At 58.8% G+C, this 26092-nt stretch carries 22 protein-coding genes, 1 tRNA gene and 1 pseudogene; 16 read left to right on the top strand and 8 right to left on the bottom strand.

What is annotated here, in order from left to right; all coding sequences use genetic code 11:
* Entirely contained in the window at nt 1-4041 is a 4041-nt protein-coding gene (locus tag H4I99_RS06795; protein WP_163900337.1) for a PAS-domain containing protein, read from the bottom strand.
* Nucleotides 4042-4267: 226 nt separating this feature from the next.
* On the opposite strand from H4I99_RS06795, the gene H4I99_RS06800 reads away from it, so the two are divergent.
* Complete coding sequence (locus H4I99_RS06800) at nt 4268-5854, top strand: trimethylamine methyltransferase family protein (RefSeq protein WP_163900339.1); 1587 nt, start codon at nt 4268-4270, stop codon at nt 5852-5854.
* Here the strand turns inward: H4I99_RS06800 and H4I99_RS06805 are convergent, their stop codons facing one another.
* A complete protein-coding gene (locus tag H4I99_RS06805) occupies nt 5855-6538 on the bottom strand; it encodes a helix-turn-helix transcriptional regulator (RefSeq protein WP_163900341.1) in 684 nt (227 codons plus the stop codon). It abuts the gene before it with no gap.
* A gap of 85 nt (nt 6539-6623) precedes the next feature.
* On the opposite strand from H4I99_RS06805, the gene H4I99_RS06810 reads away from it, so the two are divergent.
* On the top strand, nt 6624-6938 hold the full coding sequence (locus tag H4I99_RS06810) for a hypothetical protein (RefSeq protein WP_163900343.1): 315 nt from the start codon (nt 6624-6626) through the stop codon (nt 6936-6938).
* A gap of 5 nt (nt 6939-6943) precedes the next feature.
* Nucleotides 6944-8053 (top strand): DNA alkylation repair protein, encoded by a 1110-nt coding sequence (locus H4I99_RS06815; protein ID WP_163900345.1) that lies wholly within the window; start codon nt 6944-6946, stop codon nt 8051-8053.
* Between the two features lie 94 nt (nt 8054-8147).
* Here the strand turns inward: H4I99_RS06815 and H4I99_RS06820 are convergent, their stop codons facing one another.
* Together H4I99_RS06820 and H4I99_RS06825 are read right to left on the bottom strand one after the other, a co-directional pair.
* Nucleotides 8148-8720 carry a cytochrome b/b6 domain-containing protein gene (locus tag H4I99_RS06820; RefSeq protein ID WP_244624930.1) on the bottom strand — a complete coding sequence of 191 codons (573 nt, stop codon included), beginning with the start codon at nt 8718-8720 and terminating at the stop codon, nt 8148-8150.
* Nucleotides 8720-8995, bottom strand: a complete 276-nt coding sequence (locus H4I99_RS06825) for a PepSY domain-containing protein (protein ID WP_163900347.1) — start codon at nt 8993-8995, stop codon at nt 8720-8722. The genes H4I99_RS06820 and H4I99_RS06825 overlap by 1 nt, the downstream gene beginning before the upstream one ends.
* 144 nt (nt 8996-9139) lie before the next feature.
* Between H4I99_RS06825 and H4I99_RS06830 the strand changes: the two genes are divergently transcribed.
* From H4I99_RS06830 to H4I99_RS06850, 5 genes are all read left to right on the top strand, one after another.
* The gene (locus tag H4I99_RS06830) at nt 9140-9499 is read left to right on the top strand and encodes a PepSY domain-containing protein (RefSeq protein WP_163900349.1); all 360 of its coding nucleotides are present in this window, start codon (nt 9140-9142) and stop codon (nt 9497-9499) included.
* On the top strand, nt 9496-10161 hold the full coding sequence (locus tag H4I99_RS06835) for a response regulator transcription factor (RefSeq protein WP_163900351.1): 666 nt from the start codon (nt 9496-9498) through the stop codon (nt 10159-10161). The genes H4I99_RS06830 and H4I99_RS06835 overlap by 4 nt, the downstream gene beginning before the upstream one ends.
* A complete protein-coding gene (locus H4I99_RS06840) occupies nt 10158-11504 on the top strand; it encodes a sensor histidine kinase (RefSeq protein ID WP_163900353.1) in 1347 nt (448 codons plus the stop codon). Before H4I99_RS06835 ends, H4I99_RS06840 begins: the two co-directional genes overlap by 4 nt.
* A gap of 290 nt (nt 11505-11794) precedes the next feature.
* Entirely contained in the window at nt 11795-13204 is a 1410-nt protein-coding gene (locus tag H4I99_RS06845; RefSeq protein WP_483310635.1) for a DEAD/DEAH box helicase, read from the top strand.
* A 198-nt stretch (nt 13205-13402) separates the two neighbouring features.
* The gene (locus tag H4I99_RS06850; RefSeq protein WP_163900357.1) at nt 13403-13792 is read left to right on the top strand and encodes a hypothetical protein; all 390 of its coding nucleotides are present in this window, start codon (nt 13403-13405) and stop codon (nt 13790-13792) included.
* Nucleotides 13793-13804: 12 nt separating this feature from the next.
* Here the strand turns inward: H4I99_RS06850 and H4I99_RS06855 are convergent, their stop codons facing one another.
* Nucleotides 13805-14689: a DMT family transporter gene (locus H4I99_RS06855; RefSeq protein WP_163900359.1), complete on the bottom strand. Its 885-nt coding sequence runs from the start codon at nt 14687-14689 to the stop codon at nt 13805-13807.
* Nucleotides 14690-15077: 388 nt separating this feature from the next.
* Between H4I99_RS06855 and H4I99_RS06860 the strand changes: the two genes are divergently transcribed.
* The 4 genes from H4I99_RS06860 (at nt 15078) to H4I99_RS06875 (ending at nt 18905) form a co-directional block, all read left to right on the top strand.
* Nucleotides 15078-16487, top strand: coding sequence for a circularly permuted type 2 ATP-grasp protein (locus tag H4I99_RS06860; RefSeq protein ID WP_163900361.1), 1410 nt, complete (start codon nt 15078-15080; stop codon nt 16485-16487).
* 3 nt (nt 16488-16490) lie between these two features.
* Nucleotides 16491-17432, top strand: coding sequence for an alpha-E domain-containing protein (locus H4I99_RS06865; protein WP_163900363.1), 942 nt, complete (start codon nt 16491-16493; stop codon nt 17430-17432).
* A gap of 19 nt (nt 17433-17451) precedes the next feature.
* Nucleotides 17452-18276, top strand: a complete 825-nt coding sequence (locus H4I99_RS06870; protein ID WP_163900365.1) for a transglutaminase family protein — start codon at nt 17452-17454, stop codon at nt 18274-18276.
* A 161-nt stretch (nt 18277-18437) separates the two neighbouring features.
* The gene (locus H4I99_RS06875) at nt 18438-18905 is read left to right on the top strand and encodes a hypothetical protein (protein WP_163900367.1); all 468 of its coding nucleotides are present in this window, start codon (nt 18438-18440) and stop codon (nt 18903-18905) included.
* 100 nt (nt 18906-19005) lie between these two features.
* Here H4I99_RS06875 and H4I99_RS06880 read toward each other — a convergent pair whose 3' ends face one another.
* Nucleotides 19006-19416, bottom strand: coding sequence for a MarR family winged helix-turn-helix transcriptional regulator (locus tag H4I99_RS06880; RefSeq protein WP_244624932.1), 411 nt, complete (start codon nt 19414-19416; stop codon nt 19006-19008).
* Between the two features lie 448 nt (nt 19417-19864).
* Between H4I99_RS06880 and H4I99_RS06885 the strand changes: the two genes are divergently transcribed.
* Both H4I99_RS06885 and H4I99_RS06890 read left to right on the top strand, forming a co-directional pair.
* Nucleotides 19865-19941 (top strand) — tRNA-Arg (locus H4I99_RS06885).
* 156 nt (nt 19942-20097) lie between these two features.
* Entirely contained in the window at nt 20098-21567 is a 1470-nt protein-coding gene (locus H4I99_RS06890) for a hypothetical protein (protein WP_163900369.1), read from the top strand.
* A 104-nt stretch (nt 21568-21671) separates the two neighbouring features.
* Here H4I99_RS06890 and H4I99_RS06895 read toward each other — a convergent pair whose 3' ends face one another.
* A complete protein-coding gene (locus tag H4I99_RS06895; protein WP_163900371.1) occupies nt 21672-22391 on the bottom strand; it encodes a metallophosphoesterase family protein in 720 nt (239 codons plus the stop codon).
* Between the two features lie 165 nt (nt 22392-22556).
* Between H4I99_RS06895 and H4I99_RS06900 the strand changes: the two genes are divergently transcribed.
* Nucleotides 22557-24545, top strand: a complete 1989-nt coding sequence (locus H4I99_RS06900) for an ATP-binding protein (protein WP_163900373.1) — start codon at nt 22557-22559, stop codon at nt 24543-24545.
* Between the two features lie 35 nt (nt 24546-24580).
* Here H4I99_RS06900 and H4I99_RS06905 read toward each other — a convergent pair whose 3' ends face one another.
* Nucleotides 24581-25159 carry a type III toxin-antitoxin system ToxN/AbiQ family toxin gene (locus tag H4I99_RS06905; RefSeq protein ID WP_163900375.1) on the bottom strand — a complete coding sequence of 193 codons (579 nt, stop codon included), beginning with the start codon at nt 25157-25159 and terminating at the stop codon, nt 24581-24583.
* Nucleotides 25160-25619: 460 nt separating this feature from the next.
* On the opposite strand from H4I99_RS06905, the pseudogene H4I99_RS24440 reads away from it, so the two are divergent.
* A pseudogene (locus tag H4I99_RS24440) lies at nt 25620-25778 on the top strand (AAA family ATPase); the annotation flags it as partial.
* Between the last annotated feature and the right edge of the window lie 314 nt (nt 25779-26092).

Genomic DNA, 26092 nt, shown 5'->3' on the forward strand with positions numbered 1-26092 from the left:
TCACTCACCAGCCTCCAGGGCACCGCGCGACGACTGCGAAGACAGCCACTGATTGATCTTCTGCTGCATGCTCTCCGGGCTGATCGGTTTCGGCATGTAATCGTCCATACCGGCGGCAAGGCAGAGTTCCTGATCGAGATCCTGCGCGTGGGCCGTGACGCCAATGATCGGAACATGCTGCCCGTCGCCGAGCGCGCGCTCCTCCTCACGGATGGTTCGCGCCGCCTGATGACCGTTCAGCACCGGCATGGAAACATCCATCAGGATCAGCCGAGGGGAAAGCGAGCGCCACGCGTCCACCGCCTCGCGGCCGTTCTCCACGATCCGGTAAGTCAGGTCCGTCGCCTGCATGATCTGACGGAAGACAATCTGGTTGACCTCGTTATCTTCGGCAATCAGCACATCACAGGTACTTGCGACAGGTGCCTCTCGCTCTTCCTTGCGTTCCGAAGTCGCGACCGACGGCGCAGAGGAAGCCGCAGCAGAGACACGGGCGGGGATAGGTGCCGGCGCCATAAAACGCCCGGCATGTGCACGCAACCGCGCTGCGCGAACCACATCGATGACGGCGCTGCGCAAGAGATTGGCCCTTGCAGGCTTCATCAGATGCGCCTGAACATTGAGTTCCTGAAAGATGCGCTCGTCGCCGAGCATATCCATCGACGTCAGGAAAATGATTGCGCTGGCATCGAAGCGACGATCCGCCCTGATGAGACGCGCCACATCGACACCGTTCATCAACGGCATCTGGTAGTCGATGATCAGCGCATCGATGACCACGCCGACATGAGCGGCTTCTTCCAGTATCGACAGTGCGGCCGGGCCGCTTTCAACGGCGAGGCAATCGAAGCCCCACATCGTCAACTGTTCCGTCAGGATCTGACGGTTGACGGCGTTATCGTCAATGACGAGCACATGGGCGTTTCTGACATTGACCGGCATGGCGTTATGCTTATGCCGTTCGCTTGCCATGACAAACGGCAGCTGGACGGTAAACACCGACCCCTTGCCTAGCTCGCTCCGCACATCGATATGTCCGCCGAACAAGTCGACAAGGCCGGCCGTGATGGCAAGCCCCAGACCCGTTCCCTCGTGCCGTCGGGTCGACGAGGTATCAACTTGCGAAAACTTTTCGAAGATCGATACCTGCTTGTCAGCGGGAATGCCGATTCCGGTATCCTCGATCTGCACCGTCAGCAGCGTGCGCCCCTCGGCCAGCGCCTCGCTCGACACGGCGATCAGCACATGCCCCTTCTCGGTGAACTTGATCGCATTACCGACGAGATTGGTAACGACTTGCCGGAAGCGCCCGGCATCGCCGACCACCATATGGCGAACCGTCGCGTCGCCGCGCACGATGAGTTCGATGTCCTTCTCCGAGGCGGAGGCGGACAGAAGCGTCGCCACGTCTTCGATCGCCTCGACGGGATCGAACGGCGTCTTGCGCAGTTGCAACTGGCCTGCGTCGATCCGGGAAAAATCGAGGATGTCGTTGATGATGGTCAGCAACGCGTTGCCGGACTTGACGATGATGTCGACGAATGTCTTCTGCCGCGTATCCAGTGCCGACTTAGAAAGAAGCTCCGCCATACCGAGAACGCCGTTCATCGGTGTACGGATCTCGTGGCTCATATTGGCGAGGAATTCGGATTTCGCCTTGTCCGCCGCCTCGCTGCGCGCGAGCAGGACCTTCAGTTCTTCCTCGCCCTTCTTGATCTCGGTAACGTCGGTCATGACGACCATCCAGTGACCGCGGCCGCTGACGGTCGCTTCCATCTGGACCCAGGTCGTCCGGTTGGCGAGAAAGGTCGTGGAAACGCCGCTCGCCGAACGCACCTTCTCCTGCCACTCACGAAGAGCGGACATTGCGTCCGGTCCGAAATCGCCACGCTTGGCGCAATAGGCAAAGGCGGCGTGCCAGCTCTGTCCCTTCTCGACCATCAGCGGCGGCAGATCCAGTATCCGCACGAGGGCATCATTGCTTTCGATGATCACGCCGTCCTCGATCACCACCAGCCCCTGGGACATGACACGGGTGGCGTCCTGCATGAACTGTCCGAGCCGTTCGAGCTGCGCGCGTGCTTCGCTGATCTCCAGTTCGCGACGGCGCACCTCGGTCAGGTCCGAATAAGTGAGGAGAATCTTCTCGTCGTTCAGCCGGGTAACGGTGCTCAACACATACTTGCCGTCGCCATAAGCAAGGTCGCGCACGACAGTACCCTCGAGCGCACGAAACTCCTCTACCCGCTTCTGAAAGCCTTCCTCGAACTCCATATCGGGCCACAGCCAGCCGCGCTGGCGGTTGAGTTCGCAATAATAGCGGAACGGCATGCCTTCGAAGGGAACGTCCTCCTCCCAGCACCAGATCTTGGCGCATTTGTCGTTTGCGAATTCCACGATCATGTCGCGATTGAGGATCGCAACACCGACAGGCATGATCTGGAAAACACTGAGCAGGTCTGCATAGAGCTTTTCGGCCCGCGCATGGGCCTCTACCAGTTCGCGCTCGCGGGCCTTGAGCAAAGAGACATCGGTAATCGAGCCGACGATATAGCGATGATCATCCGGCGTGACGATGCGGTTGAGGCGGGTTATTACCGATGCCGGAGCGTCATCTGCCAGCACGATGTCCTGCGGACGCTCGAAGCTTTCGCCCGTCGCAAGCACGTGTTCGTTTTCGACGCGAAGCTGTTTGCCGGAATGCGGAAACATCTCGTCTTCGCGCATGCCTAGGAATTCTTCCCGCGGCTTGCCCTGCATGGTTTCATAGGCCGCATTGGCAAAAATCAGCCGGCGATCGCTATCGCGGATGAAGACGGGGACAGGAAGGTGCTCTATCGCCGTGCGGTAGAGGATGGTCTCCTGCTCGCGCTGGTGCAGTTGCGTGACATCGGAATAGGTCATAAGGACCTTGCCATTGGCTAATCGCCGGCTCCTGATGGCCAGAACGCGCCCACCGGGCGTTTCCGCCTGCGAGGTGACACTGTTGCCATCCTCGTCAAACTGCGCGATGCGCGCGTTGTAGATCGCGTCGATATCGACAAGGCTCGTATCACCGTAACGACCACGTCCGAAATTATACTCCAGAAACGCGCGATATGGGCGTCCCACGGGATGATATCCGTCCTCGGCTTCCAGCATGTCGCAAAAGGCGTCGTTGACGTATTCGACCACGAAGCCGTCATCGAGAATCATGACACCGACCGGCAAAGACTTCAGCAGGCTTTCCAGATGCCTGTGCAATGCTTCCGCCTCGCCGCGCGCTTCAATGAGTTCCCTCTCGCGTATCTTGGTCGCGGTGGTGTCTGTGATGGAGCCGACGAGGTAGTGCTTGCCGTTGCTGACGGTGATCCGGTTCTTGCGGGTGATAGCCGGGAGTTCGAAACCGTCGACGAAACGGAACACCTGCTCCGTCTGCAATATCTTTCCGCCCTGCAGAACCTCGCTGTTATCGGCATGATAGGCGCCGGCCTTGTCGCCGAAGGTTTCCCACTCGTCCTTGCCGATGAGATCGTCCCGTTCGATGTTGACGATCGCCGCATAGGCATCGTTGGCGAAGACCATCCGATGGTCGCTGTCGCGTACGAAGGTCGCAGTCGGGAGGTCCTCGAGAATCATGCGGAGGAGCTCTGTCCGGTCCGTAGTGGACGACACAGGGGCCGATGGCGATCGGCCTTCGATGACCCGCCTCGGCATTCCTTCGGTCATGCCGAACAGGAATATGCTGTCGTCTTCATCAAGAAAGCGCTCGACCTTCAGGGCAACCCGCTGAGATCCGCCGGGATTCAGGACCAGCGCGCGCTCATCCTCCCCGAATACCAGCGCACGGCGTTCGCGGTCATCGCGGTCGAGATATTCCGCCGGACCAAAGACTTCCTGATCGTTTTTTCCAACAATGTCTCGCGGATTGACGCGCATGAAACGGGCATAAGCCTCGTTGACCGAGACATAACGCAACTCGCTGTCCTTGACGAAGGCCGGCACGTCGAGCTCGGCGATCTTCTCGCAGGCTAGTCTCAGCAAATCGCCACCCGTATTCAATATGCACCCCTGAAACGACCATGACTTCGAATGGTAAACGCTTCGTAACCAACACCGCCCGCACGACGCCGACCATTCTCCACCGACTCACCCGTCCACCTCCATCTCACCCCGATACGACATGACGACTGTCCCAGTTAAGCCAGTCATTCGTCGCAATTGGCTATGTCATCTACGAGAGGAACCCGGATAGTATTCATGTCGATGATGACACAATGGATAGACCATGAGCGACATTACACCGCCTGCCTTGCCCGAGACTGAAACCCTCTCCGCGCCGGCCGAGCGCCGGCGTCGCAGTGGTGGACGCGGGGCTGAACGGCAGCGTCCGGCTGGTGCTCCGAAATATCGCAACCTCGTCAACCGGCTTGCGAAGACCGAGCTTCTCGACCAGCAGGCGCTCGATGACATTCACGAGGCCTCGCTGACGGTTCTCGAAGAAATCGGCATGGACATCATCCTGCCGGAGGCCCGCGAGATCATGCGCCGCGCCGGCGCCTCCGTGACCGAGGGAACCGAGCGTGTCCGTTTCGATCGCGGCCTCATCATGGATATGATCGCATCGGCGCCATCGCAATTCACACTCCACGCGCGCAATCCAGCCCGCAATGTCGCGATCGGCGGTAACAGTCTGGTCTTCGCCCAGGTCGCCTCCGCCCCCTTCGTCGCCGACCGCGAAGGCGGCCGCCGCGCCGGAAACCAGGAAGACTACCGCAAGCTCATCAAGCTCGCCCAGTGCTACGACATCATCCACACCACCGGCGGCTATCCGGTGGAACCGGTCGATATCCACGCCTCGATCCGCCACCTCGACTGCCTGTCGGATCTGGCAAAGCTCACCGACAAGCCGTTCCATGCCTATTCGCTTGGCAAACAGCGTAACCTCGACGGACTGGAAATCGCCCGAATCGCCCGTGGCATCAGCACGGAGCAGATGGAACAGGAGCCATCGCTCTTCACCATTATCAACTCGTCGTCGCCGCTCAGGCTCGACGGCCCGATGCTTCAGGGCATCATCGAGATGTCGTCGCGCAATCAGGTGGTTGTCATCACCCCGTTCACGCTTGCAGGCGCCATGGCGCCGGTGACGATTGCCGGAGCGCTCGTTCAGCAGAACGCCGAAGCGCTGTGCGGCATCGCCTTCACCCAGATGGTGCGCAAGGGCGCGCCGGTGATGTATGGCGGCTTCACCTCGAATGTCGACATGAAGACGGGCGCGCCCGCATTTGGCACGCCGGAATACATGAAAGCCGTCGTTGCCGGCGGACAGCTCGCCCGCCGCTACGGCATTCCATACCGCACCTCGAACACCAACGCCTCCAACACCCTCGACGCGCAGGCGGCCTACGAATCGGCGCTGTCACTCTGGGCGCTGACGCAGGGCGGCGGTAACTTTATCATGCATGCCGCCGGCTGGACGGAAGGCGGCCTGACCGCCTCCTTCGAAAAGTTCATCCTCGATGTCGACATGCTGCAGATGGTCGCCGAATTCCTGACGCCGCTCGATGTCAGCGCCGATGCGCTGGCGCTTGACGCCGTGCGCGACGTCGGCCCAGGCGGACACTTCTTCGGAACCGCCCACACGCTCGCCCGTTACGAGAGCGCCTTCTATTCGCCGCTCCTTTCCGACTGGCGCAACTACGAGACATGGACGGAAGCCGGCCGACCGACCACCTACGATCACGCAAACCGCATCTACAAGGAAGCGCTCGCCCGCTATGAGCGTCCGCCGCTCGATCCCGCAATCGAGGAGGAGCTGGACGCCTTCGTGGCGAAGCGCAAGGCGGAAGGCGGCGTCGCAACCGACTTCTGATCAGCCGGCCTGCAGCCGCTCCAGATAGACGTCATAGGTCTGGTGCGGCTGAAGTTCATACCGCTCGGCCGACACCTTCCACTCCTCCACCCGGTCCAGGCGAAAATCGCGGAACTCTCCGCGCTTCTCGCACCATGCCGTCATCAGCCACAGCGCCCCGAAGGCGCTGAGCGCCAGCGGCCGGACGGTCCGCTCGCTGCGATCTCCCGTCAGGGCATGGTAGGAGATCCACACCTTGCGCCGTGCCGAAAGCGCGCCCCTGATATCTCCGAGACAGGCCGGGGGCGCGGGCTGTGCCGCCGAACGGAAGGCATGGATCTGGGCGCTGGCAAGTCGCGCGGCATGCTCCGCCGGCAGGAGACCGACGATCTTCTCGCGTGCCTCGCGGGCAGCCTGACCGAGCCGCGGATCGCCGAGGATCTGCGCCGCCTGCAGGCCGAAGGCCAATGCCTCGAGCTGCTCGAAGGTGAAAGTCAGCGGCGGCGCGTCGAAAACCTCCCGCAACATGTAACCGACGCCACGCTCCCCCTCGATTGGTGCGCCCGAGGCCATAAGGTGTTGCATGTCGCGATAGATCGTGCGCGCCGCCACCTCCATCTTCATGGCGATCTCGTCGGCCGTCATGGCGCGGCCGGTGGAGCGCATCAGCTGAATGATCCGGAACAGGCGGTCGGCGGGACGCATGATCGAGCCTCGGTGATTGCAGTGGCCATAAGGCTGTCAGTAGCCATGTGATAGGTCAAGCGCATCGACAGACAAGGAGCATCCCATGACCGATATCGCCATGACCGACACCACCATTTTCGAAATCGCTGTCTGCACTATCGCCGACGAACCGGAGGCGGAAAAGGCACGGAAAGCCGCGATGAAAGCCGTTCGTCATTACCCCGGTTTCATAAGCTGGCAGGCCCTTACGGCGAACGACCGGCCGGAACAGATCGCCGATATCGTGGAATGGGCAAGCCGGGAAGCCGCCGACGCCGCTGCGGAGAAAGTGCGGACCGACCCGGCCTTCGCGCCCTACATGGCGGCGATTGTCTCCGTCTCCCTGATGCAGCATTTTCACACCAGTCACAGCCTCTGAGAGCCATGCCCGAACCGTTGAAAAACCTGATCGGAGAAACCGTCATCCGCGATACAGCCTCGGCGCTGTCGCGGGCATGGCCGCAATTCGATCACCAGTCCTTCCTGGCGGAAATCCTGCCGGATCTCGACAGCCTTGAACTGATGCAGCGCAGCCAATCGGTCGCCACCGCCATGACCCGGCTGCTGCCGCAGGATTTTGCGAAAAGCGCCGTCATCCTGCGGGACTGCCTTCCCGGCGACAACCAGCCCGGCCTGAGCGGTTGGGCCTTGCTGGCCTTCAACCAGTATATCGGCGCAAACGGCATCCGGCATTTGGAAACCTCGCTCGATCTCCTGAAGGCGCTGACGCCGCATTTCACCGCGGAATTCGGCATCCGCCCGTTCATCGCCGCCGATCGACAGCGAGCGCTGTCGATCATTTCTGGCTGGATCTCCGATCCGAACCATCATGTGCGGCGTCTCGCCAGTGAAGGCACCCGCCCCCGCCTGCCCTGGGCCATGCGGTTGCCGGAACTGATCCGCGACCCGTCACCCCTGATGCCGATCCTGATCCCGCTCCTCGACGACCCCGAGGATTACGTTCGCCGCTCGGTGGCAAACAGCCTCAACGACATCGCCAAGGATCACCCCGATCTCGTCGCGGATTTCGTTGCGCGCCACCGGCAGGATGCCTCGCCGGAACGATTGTGGCTGCTGCGGCATGCATCGCGGACGCTGGTCAAGAAAGGACATGCCGGCGCACTCGCAAGCTTCGGCTTCGAAGCTGCCGAGGATATCGCCGCCGGCTTGTCGTTGAGGCAGGCCGAGATCGGCTTTCCCGGAACTCTGGAATTCGCCGTCCGGCTGTCGAATGGGTCGGGCAAGGCCCAGCGCCTGCTGATCGACTACGCGATCCATCATCGCAAGAAGGACGGCTCTCTTTCGCCGAAAGTCTTCAAGGGCACAAGCCTGACGCTTGGACCGGGTGAGGCCACAGATCTCGACCGGCGCCATGCCTTCCGTCCTATTACCACCCGCGTCTACTATCCAGGTCTTCACCGGCTGGAACTGCTGGTGAACGGCTCTCCCCTCGCTTCAGCCGAATTTCATCTAGACATGAAGGAAGACCGGTAAGGGACTCCCGCACAACGGAAAACCCGGACGGCTCTCGCCGCCCGGGCTTCTTTCCCGGCCGTGTTCACGCGAAACCACTGCCGACCGTGAAAGTTCAGTCGCGACGCTTCCAGCCTGTTACCATGGCGCGCACGAGGTTCTCCCGGTGCTCGATACTGGCGAGCACCACACCGGCGATATGCAGTCCGATCAGCCCGAGCGTCGCATAGACGAGTGTCTTGTGGGTATCCTCGACCCATTCGACGCCCCAATAGGCATCGGTAGTCTGCATGTAGCCGGTGGTGACAATGCCGGCGATCATCACGAGCAGTGCGATCACCATCGCACCGCCTGCGGGATTGTGTCCGATATAGCGCTTCGCCCGCATTCCGGCCGTATCCGCCAGAAAACGCAGCACCGTGAACGGGCTGTAGATGAAGTTCACGAAGCGGGCATGTTGCGAGCCGAAAAGGCCCCAGAGAACGCGAATGGCAACCAGGCCGCCGATGATGTAGCCGGAGACGATATGGGCCGATTTCCATTCATCGCCCGTGACGAAGGAAAAGGCGAAAAAGCCGACCAACGACCAGTGGAACAGCCGGACGACGGGATCCCAGACCTTGATCCGTGCCGGCCGCATATCGCGGCCGGCCACGGCGCCGGGCATGTGCTCAGCGGCTTCGGACATCAGTCGTCTCCATCGGCACCGACAGCCGCGCCGGTTTCCGGATTGAAGATAACCTCGACCTTCTTGCCGTCCTTGATGCCGTAGACTTCGTAGCAGCCGTTCTCGACCTTGACCTGGCGGACCTCGTAACCGAGTTCGGTGGCCTTGGCCTTCATCGCGTCCTTGGTCATCCACTTGTCCTGCGGAATGGAGCCGCACTTGCCACCTTCTTCGGCATGGGCGATCCCGCCAAGGACAGCGGCTGCAAAGAGGGTGGCAACGAGAGTCTTCTTCATGGGATAATGTCCTTCACTGAACCGGCCGGGCACCATTGCTCCGAACCGTTGGCGGCAAACTAATCAAAGAGGGCTGAGCGATAGCTGACGAAGAATGTCAGCGAAATTTCAGCTTTCCGGTGATATTCAGGGTGGATGAAACAGGTGCGCGGATCAGGCTCTGGATGGTTGGTTGCAACGGCTGCAGTATGTCTGCTGCTGCCGGGGTTCGTCCTTGGCCATGCGAGTGACGCCCGCGCCGATGGGGATCATTTTCACGCCGACAATGATGATGACCGGGACCGCATCCGCGAAAGCGTCGAGAAGGGCGAGATCAAGTCGTTGGCAGAACTGCGCCGCATCGTGCTTTCGCGCGTGAGCGGCAAGATCGTCTCGACTGAAATCGACCGGAAGGGCAAGAGCTTCGTTTACGAATTCCGGGTTCTGAGTACAGCAGGACGACTGGTGGAGGTAGAAGTCGACGCGGCTTCTGGTCGCATAGAGGAGATCGAGAACCAAGAATGAGGATCCTGCTGATCGAAGACGACATGCTGATCGCCCGCGACGTGATTGCCAATCTGGAACGCGCGGGCTTCGTCGTTCTACATGAGAAGGATGGCGAAGCGGGCTGGTTCACCGGCGACACCGAGGATTTTTCCGCCATAGTGCTCGATCTCGGCCTTCCGGGAATGGACGGCCTCTCGGTCCTGAAACGGTGGCGTGGCTCCGGACGCATGACGCCGGTGCTCATTCTCACGGCCCGCGGCAACTGGCAGGAACGAGTGGAGGGCATTGACGCCGGCGCTGACGACTACCTTACCAAGCCCTTCCAGATGGCCGAACTTTTGGCGAGGTTGCGCGCCATCATTCGCCGCAGTGCCGGACAGGCCACCCCGGTCATCACCATCGGCGGCCTTTCCATCGACACCCGCACGAAATCCGTCGTGCTTGACGGCCTGCCCGTCGACCTGACGCCGCTCGAATACCGCTGCCTGGCCTTCCTCGCCCACAACAGCGAACGCAACGTTTCCCAGATGGAACTGACGGAACAGCTCTACGCCCAGGATTTCGAGCGCGACAGCAATTCCGTCGAAGTGCTCGTCGGGCGGCTCCGTCGCAAGCTCGGCAAGGACGTCATTACCACGCGGCGCGGCTATGGCTACCGGATCGGCGGTAAAGACGGATGATGCAGTCCATCCGCGGCCGTTTCCTGCTAGTCTCGCTGGTCAGCGTCGCGCTGGCGCTGGTCATGGCAAGCGTCGTTCTCGTTTCGCTGTTCACCCGCAACCTCGAAACCCGGATCGACGAAGAACTGACCGGCCATATCGACAACATTGCCGGTGCGCTGCGCTTTGCCGCGGACGGCACCCTGCAGTTGCCTGAACGGCCTGTTGACCGGCGGTTCGAGGAACCGTATGGCGGTCTTTACTGGCAGGTGGAAGACGATGCCAGAAAAAGCGAACTGCGCTCCGCATCCCTTTGGGATTATTCGCTTTCCCTCCCCGACGACGAACAGGAGACGGGCGCAATCCACCGCTATCGGCTGCCGGGGCCCGAAGGCACCGATCTCATTGTGCAGGAACGCAAGATCGTCTTCGCCGCACCGGACGGACGCCGGGCGATCCGCGTTGCTGCAGCCATCGACGGCGTGGTCGTTGCGGATGCGCGTCGCGCCTTTGCCTTCGATATCATCCCGTACATGGTTTCGCTTGCTGTATTCCTGATCGCCGCCTCGCTGGCCCAGCTCACCTATGGCCTCAGGCCCATTTCCTCGGTCAGCGAAGGTCTCGACCGTATCCGTGAACGCAAGGCGGAAAGATTGACCGGTACCTTTCCGCGCGAACTGCGTGGCGTCGTCGCCGCCGTAAACCAGTTGCTCGACGCACAGTCACAGCTGATCGACAAGGCAAGGGCGCGTGCCGCCGATCTCGCCCACGGCCTGAAGACACCGCTGACCGTGCTGTCGAACGACGCCGAAACACTGAGAGAACGCGGCGACACGGAAATGGCCGACGAACTAGCCCATCTCGCCGGTGTAATGAGGGCTCATGTAGAACATGAACTTACCCGCAGCCGCATCGCGGCCAGCGCCGACTTGCGAAAGTCCAACGCCGATCTGGCGGCCTCGCTTGGCATCATCGTGAAGACATTGAAGCGCACTCCGCGCGGCGAGGTTCTGGACTGGAAGATCGAGGTCGCACCGGAAATCGAGGTTGGCGTCGATCCGCTCGACCTGCAGGAAATGCTCGGCAACATTCTCGACAACGCCGTCAAATGGGGACGGTCCGTCATTCATATCCATGCGGAAACGCGCGACGAACGGCCAGTTCTCATGATTGAGGACGACGGTCCCGGCACCGATCCCGCCGGACTGCGCACAATCATGCAACGCGGTACGCGGCTCGACCTGAAGACGCCGGGGACCGGTATCGGGCTTGCCATCGTACGAGACATTGCAGAGGTCTACGGCCTGGACCTCGACGTCGAAAACATTGCTACAGGCGGTTTCCGTGTCACCATCCGCTTCTGATGCCTTCGCTGCATCGCAAAAGATTTCTTGACTTTCTGCGGGGAAAGGCCCATTTGCAGGAACAGCTTTCACCTTCCGGCCGCCGCGTGAGCGTGCCCAGCGACAACTGAGACGTGAAGAAGGCAAGGCGCAGGATATGATACGGCCGCACAGGTGCGGCTCATGCGCTGGAAAGATTTTTCCAACTCACAAGTTCCCATTTCACGCGGGGTTCTTGACGCTACGAACAGACTGCACCGCAGAACGCGATGCAGTTCGATGTCTCGTGGCGCCCCCGAAAGGTACAGACATTGACCACTTTTCATGACCTCGGCCTGTCGCACAAGATCGTGTCGACTCTCTCGGCCATCGGTTTCGAAACCGCTACGCCGATCCAGGAACAGGCTATTCCGCTGGTGCTCCAGGGTCGCGACCTCGTCGGCCTCGCCCAGACCGGCACCGGCAAGACGGCCGCCTTCGGCCTGCCGATCATTGAGATGCTGATGACGAATGGCGACCGACCGAAGCCGCGCTCGACGCGCGTGCTGATCCTCGCCCCCACCCGCGAACTAGTGAACCAGATCGGCGAAAACCTGCGCAGCTACGTTCGCAAGACCCCGCTCAAGATCATTCAGGTCGTCGGCGGCGCCTCGATCAACAAACAGCAGTTCCAGCTTGAACGCGGCGCCGACATCCTCGTCGCCACCCCCGGCCGCCTGCTCGATCTGATCGAGCGTGAAGCCGTGACGCTGCGCGATATCACACACCTCGTGCTCGACGAAGCCGACCAGATGCTTGACCTCGGCTTCATCCATGACCTGCGCAAGATCGCCCGTATGGTGCCGAAGGACCGCCAGACACTGCTCTTTTCGGCCACCATGCCGAAGACCATCGCAGACCTCGCCGGAAGCTTCCTGACCGATCCCGTCAAGGTCGAAGTTGCTCCTCCGGGCAAGGCTGCCGACAAGGTCGATCAGTATGTGCATTTCGTCAACGGCCAGAACCACAAGACCGAAATGCTGAAGAAGATCCTGGCTGACAATCCGGATGGCCGCTCGATCGTCTTCCTGCGCACCAAGCACGGCGCGGAAAAGCTGATGAAGCATCTCGACGTCACCGGATTCTCGGTCGCCTCGATCCATGGCAACAAGAGCCAGGGCCAGCGCGAACGCGCACTCAAGGGTTTCCGTGACGGCGCGTTCCGGACGCTGATCGCCACCGACGTCGCCGCCCGCGGCATCGACATCCCGGCCGTCAGCCACGTCTTCAACTACGACCTGCCGGAAGTTCCGGACGCTTACGTCCACCGCATCGGCCGCACGGCCCGCGCCGGCCGCGACGGCATCGCCATCGCCTTCTGCGGCCCGGATGAAGGTCGTTTGCTGCGCGACATCGAACGCCTCATGGGCATCGAGATCCCGGTTGCAAGCGGCGAAGCACCTGCGAACCTCAACCGTCCGGCCCGCCCGCAGCGTCGTGGCGGCGGTGGCGGTGGCGGTGGCGCTGGTGGCGGCAACAACCGCAACCATCAGGGCCAGGGCCGTGGCAAGCATGAAGGCGAAGCGCGTTCGGCAGGTGGCGAAGGCCGTCCCGCCCAGAAGCAGGGCCATCGCAAGGGCAATGGCGGCGGACGCCCCGGCGGCCCCTCCAACGCCGCTCATGGCAAGCCGGGCGGCTCCCGCCCCGCAAACCAGCAGCGCAATCGCCGCCGCGAAGCCTGAGCGGAACCCTTCCGCTTCTACATGACGACAAGACCAGAGGCGCGGTTCAGACCGCGCCTTTTTCTTTTGGCGACTTGCTCGCCTGCCAGTTGCCCCTCACCCCACTCGATTGCACTATCCGGCTGTGATAACCACACATCCACACCCCAAGGAGGCAGCGATTCTGCCCGCCCCGTGACGAGGACCTGCATGTTGAGATTGATTATCGCCATCATGACGACCCTGTCGCTGATCGCGCCCGCGGCGGCAAAGTCGAAGCTCGACATAGTGACAATCTTCGACCAGTTCATGATTTCAAAAGCGATAGCATCAAAATGTGCGCGTCCCGACGAAACAAAGCGTGCGAAGTTCTTTCTCAACATGGAAACTGTGAGGTTCTATGCAACTCAGCGGCTGAAGCAAATGTATCCGAAGGCCACCGACGAGATGATCGCCAAGGGCGCGATGCAGCGGCAGGCTGAACTCGATAAGGGGGCTTCGGAAATCATCGCCAAGGAAGGCTGCGATAGCCCTCAGATCAAAGAAGCCCTCAGGCGCTTCGATATGCAGGCCGACATGAACCTGTTTGAATCGACGAAGGACAAATAGTCCCCGCTCCCTTCATCCCCGCCTCCGGTCCACCTTCCGGTTCGTAAGATAGACGCCAAGAACAGCGATCACCGTGCCGACGATCATCGGCAGCGACAGACGCTCCCCGAAGATTATGGCCGCTTCGATGGCGGCAAGCGGCGGCACGAGATAGATCAGCGATGCGGCCTTCGAAACATCGCCGCGCCGGATGAGATAAAGCAGCAACGCGATCGCGCCCATGGAAATGCCGACGACCGACCAGGCGAGCGTGGCGAACAAGCCGAAGCCCCAGACGATACGCAGGTTTTCCAGCATCAGCGCCGCCGGCACGGTGACGATCAGCGCGCCAACATATTGCAGGGCCGCGACCGCTCTGAGATCGCCATCCTTCAGGAATCGCTTCTGGTAGAGAGTGCCGGCCGTGACACAGGCCATTCCCAGCACATTGACGACAACCGCATAGACCGGGATCGCCCCCGCATCGACCGTCAGCAGGTTCGGAACGACCGCGATGGCAATCCCGGCAAAGCCGAGAAGCAATCCCAGCCTCTGACTAGCGCCCAATCTTTCCCCGATCAGCACGGCGGCGGCAATGCCGGTCATCAACGGCTGGAGGCCGGCAATTATGCCCGAGAGAGAAGCGGGCACGCCCTGCCCGATCGCCCACCATAGCATGCCGAGGTAGAGGCCATGCAGGAACATGCCAGAGACGATGGCATGAAAGATCGCGGTCCGTCCTTTCGGCCAGCTGACACCAGTCACACGACAGACGAAATAGAACAGGACCGCCGCCACGGCATAGCGCATGGCAAGGAAGGTCAGCGGATCGGCAAACAGCGTGGCATACTTGGCGGCGACCCAGCCGGTCGACCAGAGAAGCACGAAAATAGTCGGGGCAAGGCGATCGAGCGTCATGAAGCGTTTTCCTGAAAGACGCCCTGCCCAGAACGTTTCAAGGGCATGCGGTGCTGTCGCTTAGCGCGCAACACGAGAATGCGTCAAAAGAGTTTTCCTGCGGACGATGATGAATTTTGCTGACGCCTGGCGCCGCGAAAAAAAATTCATCGGCACAGTCGCCTAAATATTAAGCAATTCCGACAAGAACCTTCGAATACCCATTCAACTTTCGTCAGCAACGATGGCAAAGCCGAACTGACAGGCGGCTTAAGTCACTAGAACTTGATGGAAATATAGGCTTTTGCCGATTTTTCGCACCGCGGAAATTCTTCCCGTCAGACCATGCACGCTTCTTGCATTGCCGGTAACGTTGTATTCAAATGGTAAAAAAATGGGGATGGCGCCGTTGGCATTTGATGAAATGATTAATGCGGACAGCAGTCCGCGAGCACCCTACCGGAACTACCATGAGTGGTACTCCCATCAGGACCCCGCCCGATTGATCGCCAAGTCGCGGGATGCAGAAAACATCTTCCGCAAGACCGGCATCACCTTCGCAGTCTACGGCCACGAAGACTCCTCCGAAAAGCTCATCCCCTTCGACATCATCCCGCGCGTCATCTCCGGCAGTGAGTGGCGTCGACTGGCCCAGGGCATCGAGCAGCGCGTTTTGGCGCTCAACGCTTTTCTCGACGACATCTACCACAAGCAGGAAATCATCAAGGCGGGCCGCATTCCCCGTGAACTGATCGAGAAGAACGAGGCCTTCCTGCCCGAGATGATCGGCTTCCGTCCGCCGGGCGGCGTCTACACCCACATCGTCGGCACCGACATCGTGCGCACCGGCGAAGACCAGTTCTACGTGCTGGAAGACAATGCCCGCACGCCGTCGGGCGTCAGCTACATGCTGGAAAACCGCGAAACCATGATGCAGATGTTCCCGGAGCTCTTCCAGCTCAACAAGGTGCAGCGCGTCGAGGACTATCCCTATCTCCTTCGCCAGTCGCTCGCTTCGCTGGCGCCTCCCGGTTGCAAGGGCAAGCCGCGCGTCGCGGTGCTGACCCCCGGCATCTACAATTCCGCCTATTACGAGCATTCCTTCCTCGCCGACATGATGGGCGTGGAACTCGTGGAGGGCTCGGACCTGCGCGTCATCGACGGCAAGGTGAAGATGCGCACCACACGCGGCTACGAGGCGATCGACGTGCTCTATCGCCGCGTCGATGATGACTTCCTCGATCCGCTGACCTTCCGCCCGGACAGCTGTCTCGGCGTGCCCGGCATCATGGACGTCTATCGCGCCGGCAACATCACCATCGCCAACGCCCCGGGCACCGGCATCTCCGACGACAAGGCGATCTATTCCTACATGCCCGAGATCGTCGAGTTCTACACCGGCCGCAAGGCGCTTCTCGAAAACGTGCCGACCTGGCGTTGCTCCGAAGCAGACAGCCTGAAATACGTGCTGGAGCATCTGGAGGAGCTGGTCGTCAAGGAAGTCCACGGCTCCGGTGGCTACGGCATGCTGGTCGGGCCGACCGCCTCGAAGAAGGAACGCGCGGCCTTCGCCGAGAAGCTGAAGAGCCGGCCGAACAACTACATCGCCCAGCCGACGCTTTCGCTTTCGACGGTTCCGATCCTGGTCAACAAGGGCATTGCCCCTCGCCACGTCGACCTTCGTCCCTATGTCCTTGTATCCGACAAGGTGCAGATCATCCCCGGCGGATTGACTCGCGTAGCCCTGAAACAGGGCTCGCTCGTCGTCAACTCCTCCCAGGGAGGCGGCACCAAGGACACCTGGGTACTGGAGGACTGAGCCATGCTGGGCAGAACCGCAAACGGACTTTACTGGATGTTCCGCTACATCGAGCGGGCCGAAAACATCGCCCGCCTCGTGGACGCCGGCCTCAGGATGTCGCTGACCCGCACCGGAGCCTCGGAGGAAGACTGGGGCGCCGTGCTTCTCAGCGCCGATGTGCGCGAAGGATATGACGCAGCCCACTCGAAGCTGACCAGCGCCGACGCGATCGACTATCTGCTGCGCGATCGCGCCAACCCTTCGAGCGTAATGTCGTGCATCGATTCCGGCCGCAACAACGCCCGCATGGTGCGCACGGCGTTGACCCGCGAAACGTGGGAGGCGACCAACGAATGCTGGATCGAACTGAAGCAGATCCTGGGACGCAGGCTGAAATCGGCCGACCTGCCCGAAGTGATCGACACGGTGAAGCGCCGTGCCGGCCTCATCCGCGGCGCTTTCCACGGATCGATGCTACGCAACGAGATCTACAATTTCGCCCGCATCGGCACCTTCATCGAGCGGGCGGACAATACCAGCCGCATCCTCGATGTGAAGTACTACGTGCTGCTGCCGGCCGTGACCCAGGTCGGCTCCTCGCTCGACAACATGCAGTGGGAATCGATCCTGCGCTCCGTCTCGGCGCATCGCTCCTATCGCTGGGTGTATGACGGTGAATACCGCGCGGCCAACATTGCCGATTTCCTGATCCTCAACGGTCAGATGCCGCGCTCGCTCGCCTACTCCTACGAGAAGATCGTCAGCAACCTCGGTTATCTCGCCAAGGAATACGGCCAGCGGCTGCCGGCCCACGATACCGCCGATTCCGTGCGCGCTACTCTCAGTTCCTGCAATGTCAGCGCCATCATGGATCAGGGATTGCATGAGTTCCTAGACAATTTCATCTCCCGGAACAACCAGCTGGGCAGCGAGATTACCGAGGGTTACCGCTTCTACAGCTGACGGCAGGCAGGATACCATCATGCGGCTCAAGATTACCCATACCACCGAATATCAATACGCCGAGCCGGTTGCCTATTCGCTGCAGCGGCTCAGGCTATCGCCAGTGGCAGGTCCCGGACAGGACGTTCTGTCGTGGCACATAGCCGTCGATGGCGCCGTCGTTGAGGCAGGCTTCCACGACCAGTTCGGCAATCACGTCCACCTCGTTTCGACCGAGGGCGACAGTTCCAGGGTCCACATCGTCGCGAGCGGCGAGGTGGAGACCTCGGATCGCGCCGGCGTCTTCGGTCCTCATATCGGCTATTGCCCCCTATGGCTTTTCTTGCGGGACACGCCGCGCACTAAGCCCGGCAAGCTGACGAAGGAGCTTGCCAAGGGGCTTTCCGGCGTGACGGACCTCGACCGCATGCACGACCTGATGGGCACGATCCACTCATCCGTCTCCTATCGCCCCGGCGAAACCGGCACGGAAACGACGGCCGAACAGGCGCTTGAGGCGGGCCACGGCGTCTGCCAGGATCACGCCCATATCTTCATTTCCGCCGCCCGGTTGCTCGATATTCCGGCCCGCTACGTTTCCGGCTATCTGATGATGGAAGGGGTGGCCGAGCAGGCGGCAACGCATGCCTGGGCCGAAGTGTTTCTTCCGGGCCTAGGCTGGGTCGGCTTTGACGCCGCAAACGACCATTGTCCGGATGCCCGCTATGTCCGCATCGCCTCCGGGCTCTGCTATGCCGATGTGGCGCCGGTCTCCGGCATGCGCATCGGCCACGCCGGCGAGGATCTCGCCGTCAAGGTGGTGGTGGAGCCCAAGCTACAGGGGCAAAGCCAGAGCCAGAGCTGAGGTTGTCGGAGCGCTACGTTTCCATCCGCATATACAAGGGAACGCTCAGCCGGATTGTATCAACGTATCACGTCACCGGCCTCGGCCTCCGGTGACAGGCACCTCGCAAGCCCGGCGCCAAGTCCGCGTGCTCTCTTCATGTGTCCAAGGGAGAATCACGCATGCTGTTTCGCCAGTCGTTGTTCGAGTCGGTCGTGGAGCGTCTTTCCGAAGAAGGGACTGACGCTGCGGACGAGGAAAGCCCGGCCGTATCTCATCGCATCCACGGCATGCCGGGCAACTATCTCGCCGATAGCCTGATGACAGAGCCTCAGGAGGCAACGCGCCTGCAGCAGGCCTATCTCTTCCTGATGGAAGACGGGCCGCTCGATGAGCCCGCGGCCCCTCCTCCGCCGCAGGCCAGAGCTCCTGTCATACCCGCCCGCCTTGTGCGCCTGTCACTGGAGGAAATCGCGGAAGATCTCGGCATCGCGCCGACCGACGACCGGGAGAAGCTGGCGGAGCGGCGACGGCAATTCGCCAGGCTCAACCACCCCGACAAGGTGGATGCTGATTTCAGGGAGCGCGCGACGAAGCGCATGAAAATCGCCAATCTGCTGATCGATGAGGCAATTCGTCGGCTGTCCTGAACAGACCAAACGGCCCACGGGCTCCGCTGGACACACGTTTCCGGCGAAAACAGAATCCGCTTGAATAGCTATCCCTTTGCTTTTGATAGCAAGCCCTGATTCAATCGTAGAGCTTCTTCAGCAGATCAATCAGCTGGTCCCGCGCGGCAGGACCGCCAAGCCGCGCAAGAAGGCGCCCCTCATGTTCCTGCCAGATCGGCATGAGTTCGTTCAGATAGGTAAGCCCTGCATCCGTGATATAGAGTGACTGCACGCGACGGTCGAGATCGGACTTGCGCCGTTCTACGAAGCCCTTGTGCTCGAGACCGTCGACGATGGCGACGAAATTGGCCCTCTGTATCCCCAACGCTTCCGCCACCTCACTCTGCTTCGCCCCCTGATTGCGGGTCAGAAGCAGCAAGACGGCGAAGTCAGTCGGCCGCAACCCTTTGGCGGCAAACGTTTCGTTGAAATGCTGGAAGACCGCGAGCTGAGCCCGCCGGAGGCGATACCCGACCGCATCCTCCATCATCGTAAAATCTATCCTGCTGGACCCCGAAGCTGTTTCTTCAGCCTTATTTTCCGTCATCGAGACGCCATTCTCATGCATTCTCCCCACGCGAACCATAACGTACGCAGATGCAATGCGTAATGGTCATAACAATAATCTTATAGGATTACCTTCTTGGCACAAGGGTTTACGCCCGACTACCCGTGAAAACCGACAGTTTTGACGCCACTCAACCTCCGGCCAGATTGAAATGCAGGTCAGTATGCTGCGGCACTAAGGCGCTCCTCTTTCGCGGGTTGCGTTATATGGAAAGTGTGATTCCACGTCCGCGGGTCCCAGGTCCGATCCCGCTCACGATATACAGATTGTTGAGAGAGACCCGTTTGCGCATTTTCCACATTGATGCGAAGCAAACTCTAGGGTATGACCGCGACACAGCCTGACGGCGAGGCATCCCCTCGCCCCGGATGCACCCGTAGCTCAGCTGGATAGAGTGTTGGATTCCGATTCCAAAGGTCACAGGTTCGAATCCTGTCGGGTGCGCCATTCTCGAACAAAAGAGAGAACTGCAGGCGGCGTTTTTGATTGCGCTCTCTTGGTTCGTCGCAGTGATCACTGGTAAGGTCTTGTCGCTCCGTTAGTATTGTCCATGGCTTCCTCGAAATGATCGCGTTGCAGTTGCTACGCTTTTGAGTTCCGGTAGTGTTGATCGCGGCCAGCAAAAAAGACTCTGGTGCTTCGTTGCCGCAGGCCGAAAGTTTGCGACTTGGTGCTCGTTTACTGCCTCCTTCAACCATTTATGTTCTCCCCATGCGAAAAAATCCGAATTGGACAGCTAAGCGATCAGGCCACGATTGGCGCGACGACGAACTCATGCTTGCTGTGGCATGGTTAAAGTCGTTCGTACCGCGCGTCCAAATGGAGCGCCGCATAGACGCGGCGAAGGAGCGCTTGCTTGAAGCACGCAAGCAGATGCGCGAAGGTCTCCAGGTGCCATTCTTCGATCCATCAGATGTTGCGGCATGGTACATATTCCAAGCCGAAACTTTTGCGTACGACCGTGCTTACTGGACACCCGAGGGTGCTATGCGGATCGCTCCATACCTCACACGCATTGGGAAGGAATTGCCCCTTCTCCTCTCCGTAAAAAATGTTGAGGAGCGAGCGGCTCGAATAATGCTGGCAGAGAGGCGGCAGCCAGACGGCGGAATTTTTGAACTTCTTGTTGGTCTTGCTTACCGACGTGGTGGCTGGACAGATGTTGAGTTCGTTCAAGAGAAGCGAGGGCTCGAACGAACACCCGATCTTCATGTCTCTCGCCCTAGAAGCCACTGGGCAGTAGAGTGTAAGCGCCTTGCCGTTTCATCATACGCTACGAAAGAGAACCAGCGTGGAATCGTCTTGGCGGAAAAAGTTCATGCACTCCTACTTGCGCAGTACCGGTCATCGGTCGTCGAGGTCGTCTACAAGGTCGAGCTAGAAGATGTTCCTGATCAGTATCTTGCGGATAGGGTTCAAGCCGCGATGGAGCGAGCATCGCCGGAGCCGGTGGAGGATGAAATTGCGGCCATTCGCGTCAGGCCCGTAAACTGGGAGCTTACCCGCAGCGTCCTGCGTGAAGACTTCGTGTACTATGGTTCAACTCGCATGATCGAGTTGCTCGCTGGTTCCTATGCTCACGACGCCAACCACTCCATGGCGGCAAAGTGGCGTCCTTGGGAAGATCGGCCCGAGTATGCTGACGCTGTCTACCAGGCCAGCGTTGTAACTTGGCGAAGCGCCTCAGTAGCCGCTACGCGCCAGAAGGCCCGACACTTCAAGAAAACGCTCGTTGACGCGAACGGGCAGCTTCCAGGAGATAGACCTGGTGTGGTCCATATCGGCATAGAAACATATGCCGGGGCTAGGGTAGATGCGTTTCGCCACGTACGAAACAGTCTACAGAGCCGATACTTCGATCCTGGTAAATCGCGACTTAGATGGGTGTATGGAAATTATTTCGTTCCTGAAGCCACTACTCGGCAAGACGAGAGCTGGGCTTTCACGGAAACAATGGTCCCTTATCGCGTGGGATCGCATCGAACGAAGTGGCCGCTGCCCGACCACATGCTTGTATCACCGGAGGGCAAAAACTTTTCCGGGATGCACTGGGATGGACGCGACTTCCATTAGCGCGGTCGTGAGATGCGTTGATCTCGTTGAGATACAACGGGCCGTCTCTGATTTGGGTATTCGACAACGCAAGCTAGTTGAAGAGGGGGTGCCCAATGTCAGGCTTATCGATTTTCTGACCGTGGTTGACGAGCCAATTCTGTTAGAGATGCGCAAAATACGCTAGCCTTCCCTAGGCCAATTACGTTTATACCATTTGCCAGTGTCGCGTGGTAATCCTGGTGAAGGTGGCCATGCACGATGGTTTTGATGCCCAGCACCTCTGCAAGGTCGTCGATCTCAGGATGCCCGTAGCGATGAGACGACGGCGCTTCATGCGTGATCAAGATGTCGGCTTCAAGCGCGGCCAGGGAGTTGAAGTCTTCAGGGAATATTGTCGACCGATGACGCAGGGGCAGTCCATCGCGCCACGTCGATCTTGAATTGGCGCTGAGATACTCGTTGCGTGTACTGAACTTGGGGATGCCGCCAGCGTTCTGAGGATGCCAAACGTCGGAGTGAAAGACGCCACCCAAGCCTGCAACCCGAACGCCGTCCAGTTCAACAACACGACCGGCGAGATTCCTGTTCGCGAGACCGGAATCAAAAACGAAGTCGTGCCAAGTCTCCTGGTCGGCGTCATGATTGCCATGGATGAAGTAAACGCTAGAGCCGACAGACGTCAGGTCCGACAGCTCGATATCGAGGGGCCGGTCCAAGTCGAAATCGCCAAGGAAAATTGAGTAGGCAGGCTGATGTTTCCGTAACATTTCGCGCACGGGGCGGAAGTTGCCATGCGGGTCGCCGAAGAAGGCGACGCTGTCAGTTCGTTTGATTTCCGACATGGCTTCTTAAGTTCATATGGACTGTTCAAGTCCGGGAAACGTGCGATAGTGACCGAGGCGGTACCGTCCCTATATAAATTTCCAACCTTTCCAAAAAGTTGTAAAAACTCCTTGCGGGTCGCTTGAAGCAACCTCTAATGTTCGGCAGTGGGATTGGGGACTACTGTGGACACTGTAACGACAAAGACGGACGAGTTAGTCAAGCCAGACATGCAGGCAGTGCTTTCGCGCACGCACTTGTCCAACACGCTGCATGATTTCCTGCTTCCCGTCTTCGAAGCGGTGTCGAACGCTATGCATGGTATCGAAGCCAAGTATGGTGAGAAGGAAGCCAGCGAACGCGGTAAGATCACCATCACGTTCGAAAACGCCAACAACCCTCTTAAGCTCAAGATCGCTGTCACCGACAACGGCATTGGGCTCAATGATGATAATTATAAATCCTTCAAGACCCCGTTCTCCGGCTATAAATTGAAAGCCCATGGGCGAGGCTTTGGCCGCTTCATGGCTTTCAAGGTCTTTGGCCGTTCTGTATATCTCAGTCGATACGAATTCTTCGCTGAGCAACTGACAAGGTCGTTCCAGTTCGATCTGCTGCGCGACAAGGAGTTCGTGTTCCTGGACGATGCGCCAGTTTTTGAGGAGACCGGCGTAACTGTTGTGTACGATCAACTTCTGACGAATTGGCACGATCTCATTCGAGAACTGCAGTCGAAGGACGTCGCTGATCTTATAGCCAGCCATTTCCTTCCATATTTCCTTTATCGGTGGCTTCCCGAAATAACGATCCAGTTCGACGACCAGGAGCCGCAGAGCATCAAGGCGCATTTCAGTGCCGTGTTTGTGCAGTTCAAATCCGGGGACTTCGAATTTTTTATCGATGGCTTGTCGGAAACCATCAAGTATTCGCTGACTAAGATACCTAAAACCAAATCCTTCAAAAATCACTGTCTGCTGTTCTCTGCAGCCGACCGCATAGTAGGTGCACCGCGTGACCTGTCCAACAAACTCGGACAGCCGCATTTCCTCGACGAAAAGAATGAAAGCTATATCGTTATTGCCGTCGTTCGCAGCACTGCGTTCGAGTCGCGGCTGAACGATGCTCGTACCGGGCTGAACCTTGGTGCGAAAACTATTGAAGGGATTGTGTCCAAGGTCAGTGACGTGATCCAGGAATCTGAGGCCGCTCAGATCGACAAGATCAAGAGCGGGCAGTCTTCAGACCTGAACTATGCCCTGAAGGAGAATCCAATCCTTCGGCTAGGTCTCAAAGGGCGGAGCGTTACAGACTACGTCGCTTCGAAGCCCAACAACTGGTCTGCTGAAGAGTTTGTATCCGATCTCGCGATTGAACGTTTCCGCGCGTCTAACGATCTGAGCAAGCAGATTGCCAGCATTATGGAAAATCCGAACCAATACCGCGAGAAAATCGAGGGCCTGGCAAGCACACTCGACGCGAACAAGAAGGAAGCGCTCGCCGAATACGTCCTGCATAGAAAGAGTGTCATCGAACTGGTCGAAGCAGCCAGGAAATTCCGCCCTGACGGTGGAAGAACGCCGGAAGATGTCATCCACGAACTAGTCTTCCGTCGTTTCACCGATAATGTGCAAGCCAGCTATTTCGAGCACAACCTCTGGCTCATCGACGACGCTTTGGCGTTTCTGCCGTATATCTCCAGCGACCGAACGCTGCACGGCGGAGGAAGAAGAACCGGTGACAAGGTCACCGATATCGCATTCTTCGACGATAGCATGGTCCTAGGCGACAACGACGGTACGACGGTAACCATCGTCGAGTTCAAAAAGCCGAGCCGTGATGACTTTGGCTTTGGCAATATAAAGAGCGATCCTGTCCTGCAGGTTATCGAGACCTTGGAAAAAGCAAGCGAGCGCGGCTCAATCACCAAGACGGACGGAACGTTCTTCATGTTTCGGGGCGTCGTGCGCCGGTTCGCCTTCATCATTGCTGACCAGACACCGTCACTGGTCAGGGTTCTCAAAAAGCACGACTTCAAGAACGACTGGAACCCCGAAATCTTTGTTCGCTATAGGGACAACGAGGAGATTTTTATCCAGGCGTTCGGATACGACACCCTGGTGGCAAATGCCAAGAAAAGGAACCAAGCGTTCTTCTCAGTGCTCCTCGGGGAATGATCAGACGGACACTAGCAAAGGGAACCTGAGTAGCTCTATTGTTCCTGCGAGGCAGGTCCTGCCCCTTCCCCAGTTGCGGCGTTTGCATCAGCCTCTGCCTCAGACTTTGCTTCGGTTTCGGCTTTGAAATTCTTGTACTCATCTACGAGTTTAGGGATATCGCACGACAATTTAACGTAGAAGCCCGTGCGCTTTATCACTACGTGCTCATAAAGCTTAGCCGCCCGAGCAGTGATTTCCTCTCGGTTGGCTTTAATAAACTCGTACTGCATGTGCAGCATGCGGCGATATTTCTCTTCTTGGCTCGCAACGTCCAATTCAGCGATCTCAGAATCGTGAACCGGAATCATAAACCTCAAGGCGATCATCCCCAGCTTGTTGTCCGGGTTTGTTCGTTCATGCAATTTGAAGGCAGTGCAATTAGACGCATCGATTCCGTCCTGGTTCGGTTTGTAGGACGTCAGGGGTGCCAGAAATTTGTGCGTGCCGATCTCTAAAACAACGCCCACATAGGGTTTAGCCACCTTGTAATTGGCACCCGCGCTGTTCGGAACCTTGCCGTCATGCTTCTGCAGAAACGTGATGTATTGATCAGAAACTGTATAAAATCGCATTCCCTAATCCGCCGACAAAAAAAGAGGCTTGCGCCTCTTTTCTTGGTTTATGGCACCAAGAGCCAAAAATTCAAATTCGCACTTGAGGTAGCGTATCACCTAAATTTCAAATTCGCACTTAAGGTAGCGTATCACCTACATTTCAAGTTCGCACTCAAGGTAGCGTATCACCTATGCTGGATAAACTATGCACCCCGACCCCATATGTCAAGTGCCTACATCCGTAGGAACTAACACCCGCTCGGTATGGAACCCTAAATAAGCACTTTCAAGCCACTCCGCAATGGAGCCCTGCAGCCCGTAGATATCGTCTCCCTAGACATATGCGAGTACATCTGCGGAAACGCGTCACTACGTAGGCTCCTCCCCAATTAATGACTACATCAACCGGTGATCACGCGGTAGCTTATTTTTACGAGAATGAGTCGGCATAGTTGCAGGCTTGGGTTGGGGAATTGACTTGTATATCACGCGCGTTGTCATCAAAAACTACCGTTGCCTCTCCGGCTCGGATATCGAGCTGAATCCGAGCCTTAATATCATCGTCGGCGACAATGAGTGCGGTAAATCCACCCTCTTGGAAGCGATCCATCTGGCGCTGAGTGGTCAGCTTAACGGCCGTCCCATACAAACTGAACTCCATCCGTACCTATTTAATGCGAATGCCGTGCGAAGCTACATCGCCGCATTGATCGGCGGAAAGAGAGATTTTCCTCCGTCAATACTTATCGAATTGTATTTAGCTGACCACGTAGCGCTCTCCAAATTGAAGGGCCGCAATAATAGTCTCAAAAAAGATGTCCCTGGGGTGGAGTGCCCCCCATTTCGCCGGACAGATCAGCTATTGAGACAATGCTTTGATGAACTCCCTTGGGGAGGCCATTTTCAGCGCTGAGTGTGGATGGATTTCATTATAGTCTTCGATCCATCCGT

It is taken from the genome of Paenirhizobium daejeonense (genome assembly GCF_014280875.1).
GTDB lineage: Bacteria > Pseudomonadota > Alphaproteobacteria > Rhizobiales > Rhizobiaceae > Allorhizobium > Allorhizobium daejeonense.

Coding starts and splice junctions, on each gene's coding strand:
- H4I99_RS06825 (WP_163900347.1), bottom strand. CDS start 8,995: ATGAAGAAGACTCTCGTTGCCACCCTCTTTGCAGCCGCTGTCCTTGGC.
- H4I99_RS06875 (WP_163900367.1), top strand. CDS start 18,438: ATGCTGTTTCGCCAGTCGTTGTTCGAGTCGGTCGTGGAGCGTCTTTCC.
- H4I99_RS06815 (WP_163900345.1), top strand. CDS start 6,944: ATGCCCGAACCGTTGAAAAACCTGATCGGAGAAACCGTCATCCGCGAT.
- H4I99_RS06905 (WP_163900375.1), bottom strand. CDS start 25,159: ATGCGATTTTATACAGTTTCTGATCAATACATCACGTTTCTGCAGAAG.
- H4I99_RS06835 (WP_163900351.1), top strand. CDS start 9,496: ATGAGGATCCTGCTGATCGAAGACGACATGCTGATCGCCCGCGACGTG.
- H4I99_RS06800 (WP_163900339.1), top strand. CDS start 4,268: ATGAGCGACATTACACCGCCTGCCTTGCCCGAGACTGAAACCCTCTCC.
- H4I99_RS06810 (WP_163900343.1), top strand. CDS start 6,624: ATGACCGATATCGCCATGACCGACACCACCATTTTCGAAATCGCTGTC.
- H4I99_RS06895 (WP_163900371.1), bottom strand. CDS start 22,391: ATGTCGGAAATCAAACGAACTGACAGCGTCGCCTTCTTCGGCGACCCG.
- H4I99_RS06805 (WP_163900341.1), bottom strand. CDS start 6,538: ATGCGTCCCGCCGACCGCCTGTTCCGGATCATTCAGCTGATGCGCTCC.
- H4I99_RS06820 (WP_244624930.1), bottom strand. CDS start 8,720: ATGTCCGAAGCCGCTGAGCACATGCCCGGCGCCGTGGCCGGCCGCGAT.
- H4I99_RS06855 (WP_163900359.1), bottom strand. CDS start 14,689: ATGACGCTCGATCGCCTTGCCCCGACTATTTTCGTGCTTCTCTGGTCG.
- H4I99_RS06865 (WP_163900363.1), top strand. CDS start 16,491: ATGCTGGGCAGAACCGCAAACGGACTTTACTGGATGTTCCGCTACATC.
- H4I99_RS06870 (WP_163900365.1), top strand. CDS start 17,452: ATGCGGCTCAAGATTACCCATACCACCGAATATCAATACGCCGAGCCG.
- H4I99_RS06880 (WP_244624932.1), bottom strand. CDS start 19,416: ATGATGGAGGATGCGGTCGGGTATCGCCTCCGGCGGGCTCAGCTCGCG.
- H4I99_RS06840 (WP_163900353.1), top strand. CDS start 10,158: ATGATGCAGTCCATCCGCGGCCGTTTCCTGCTAGTCTCGCTGGTCAGC.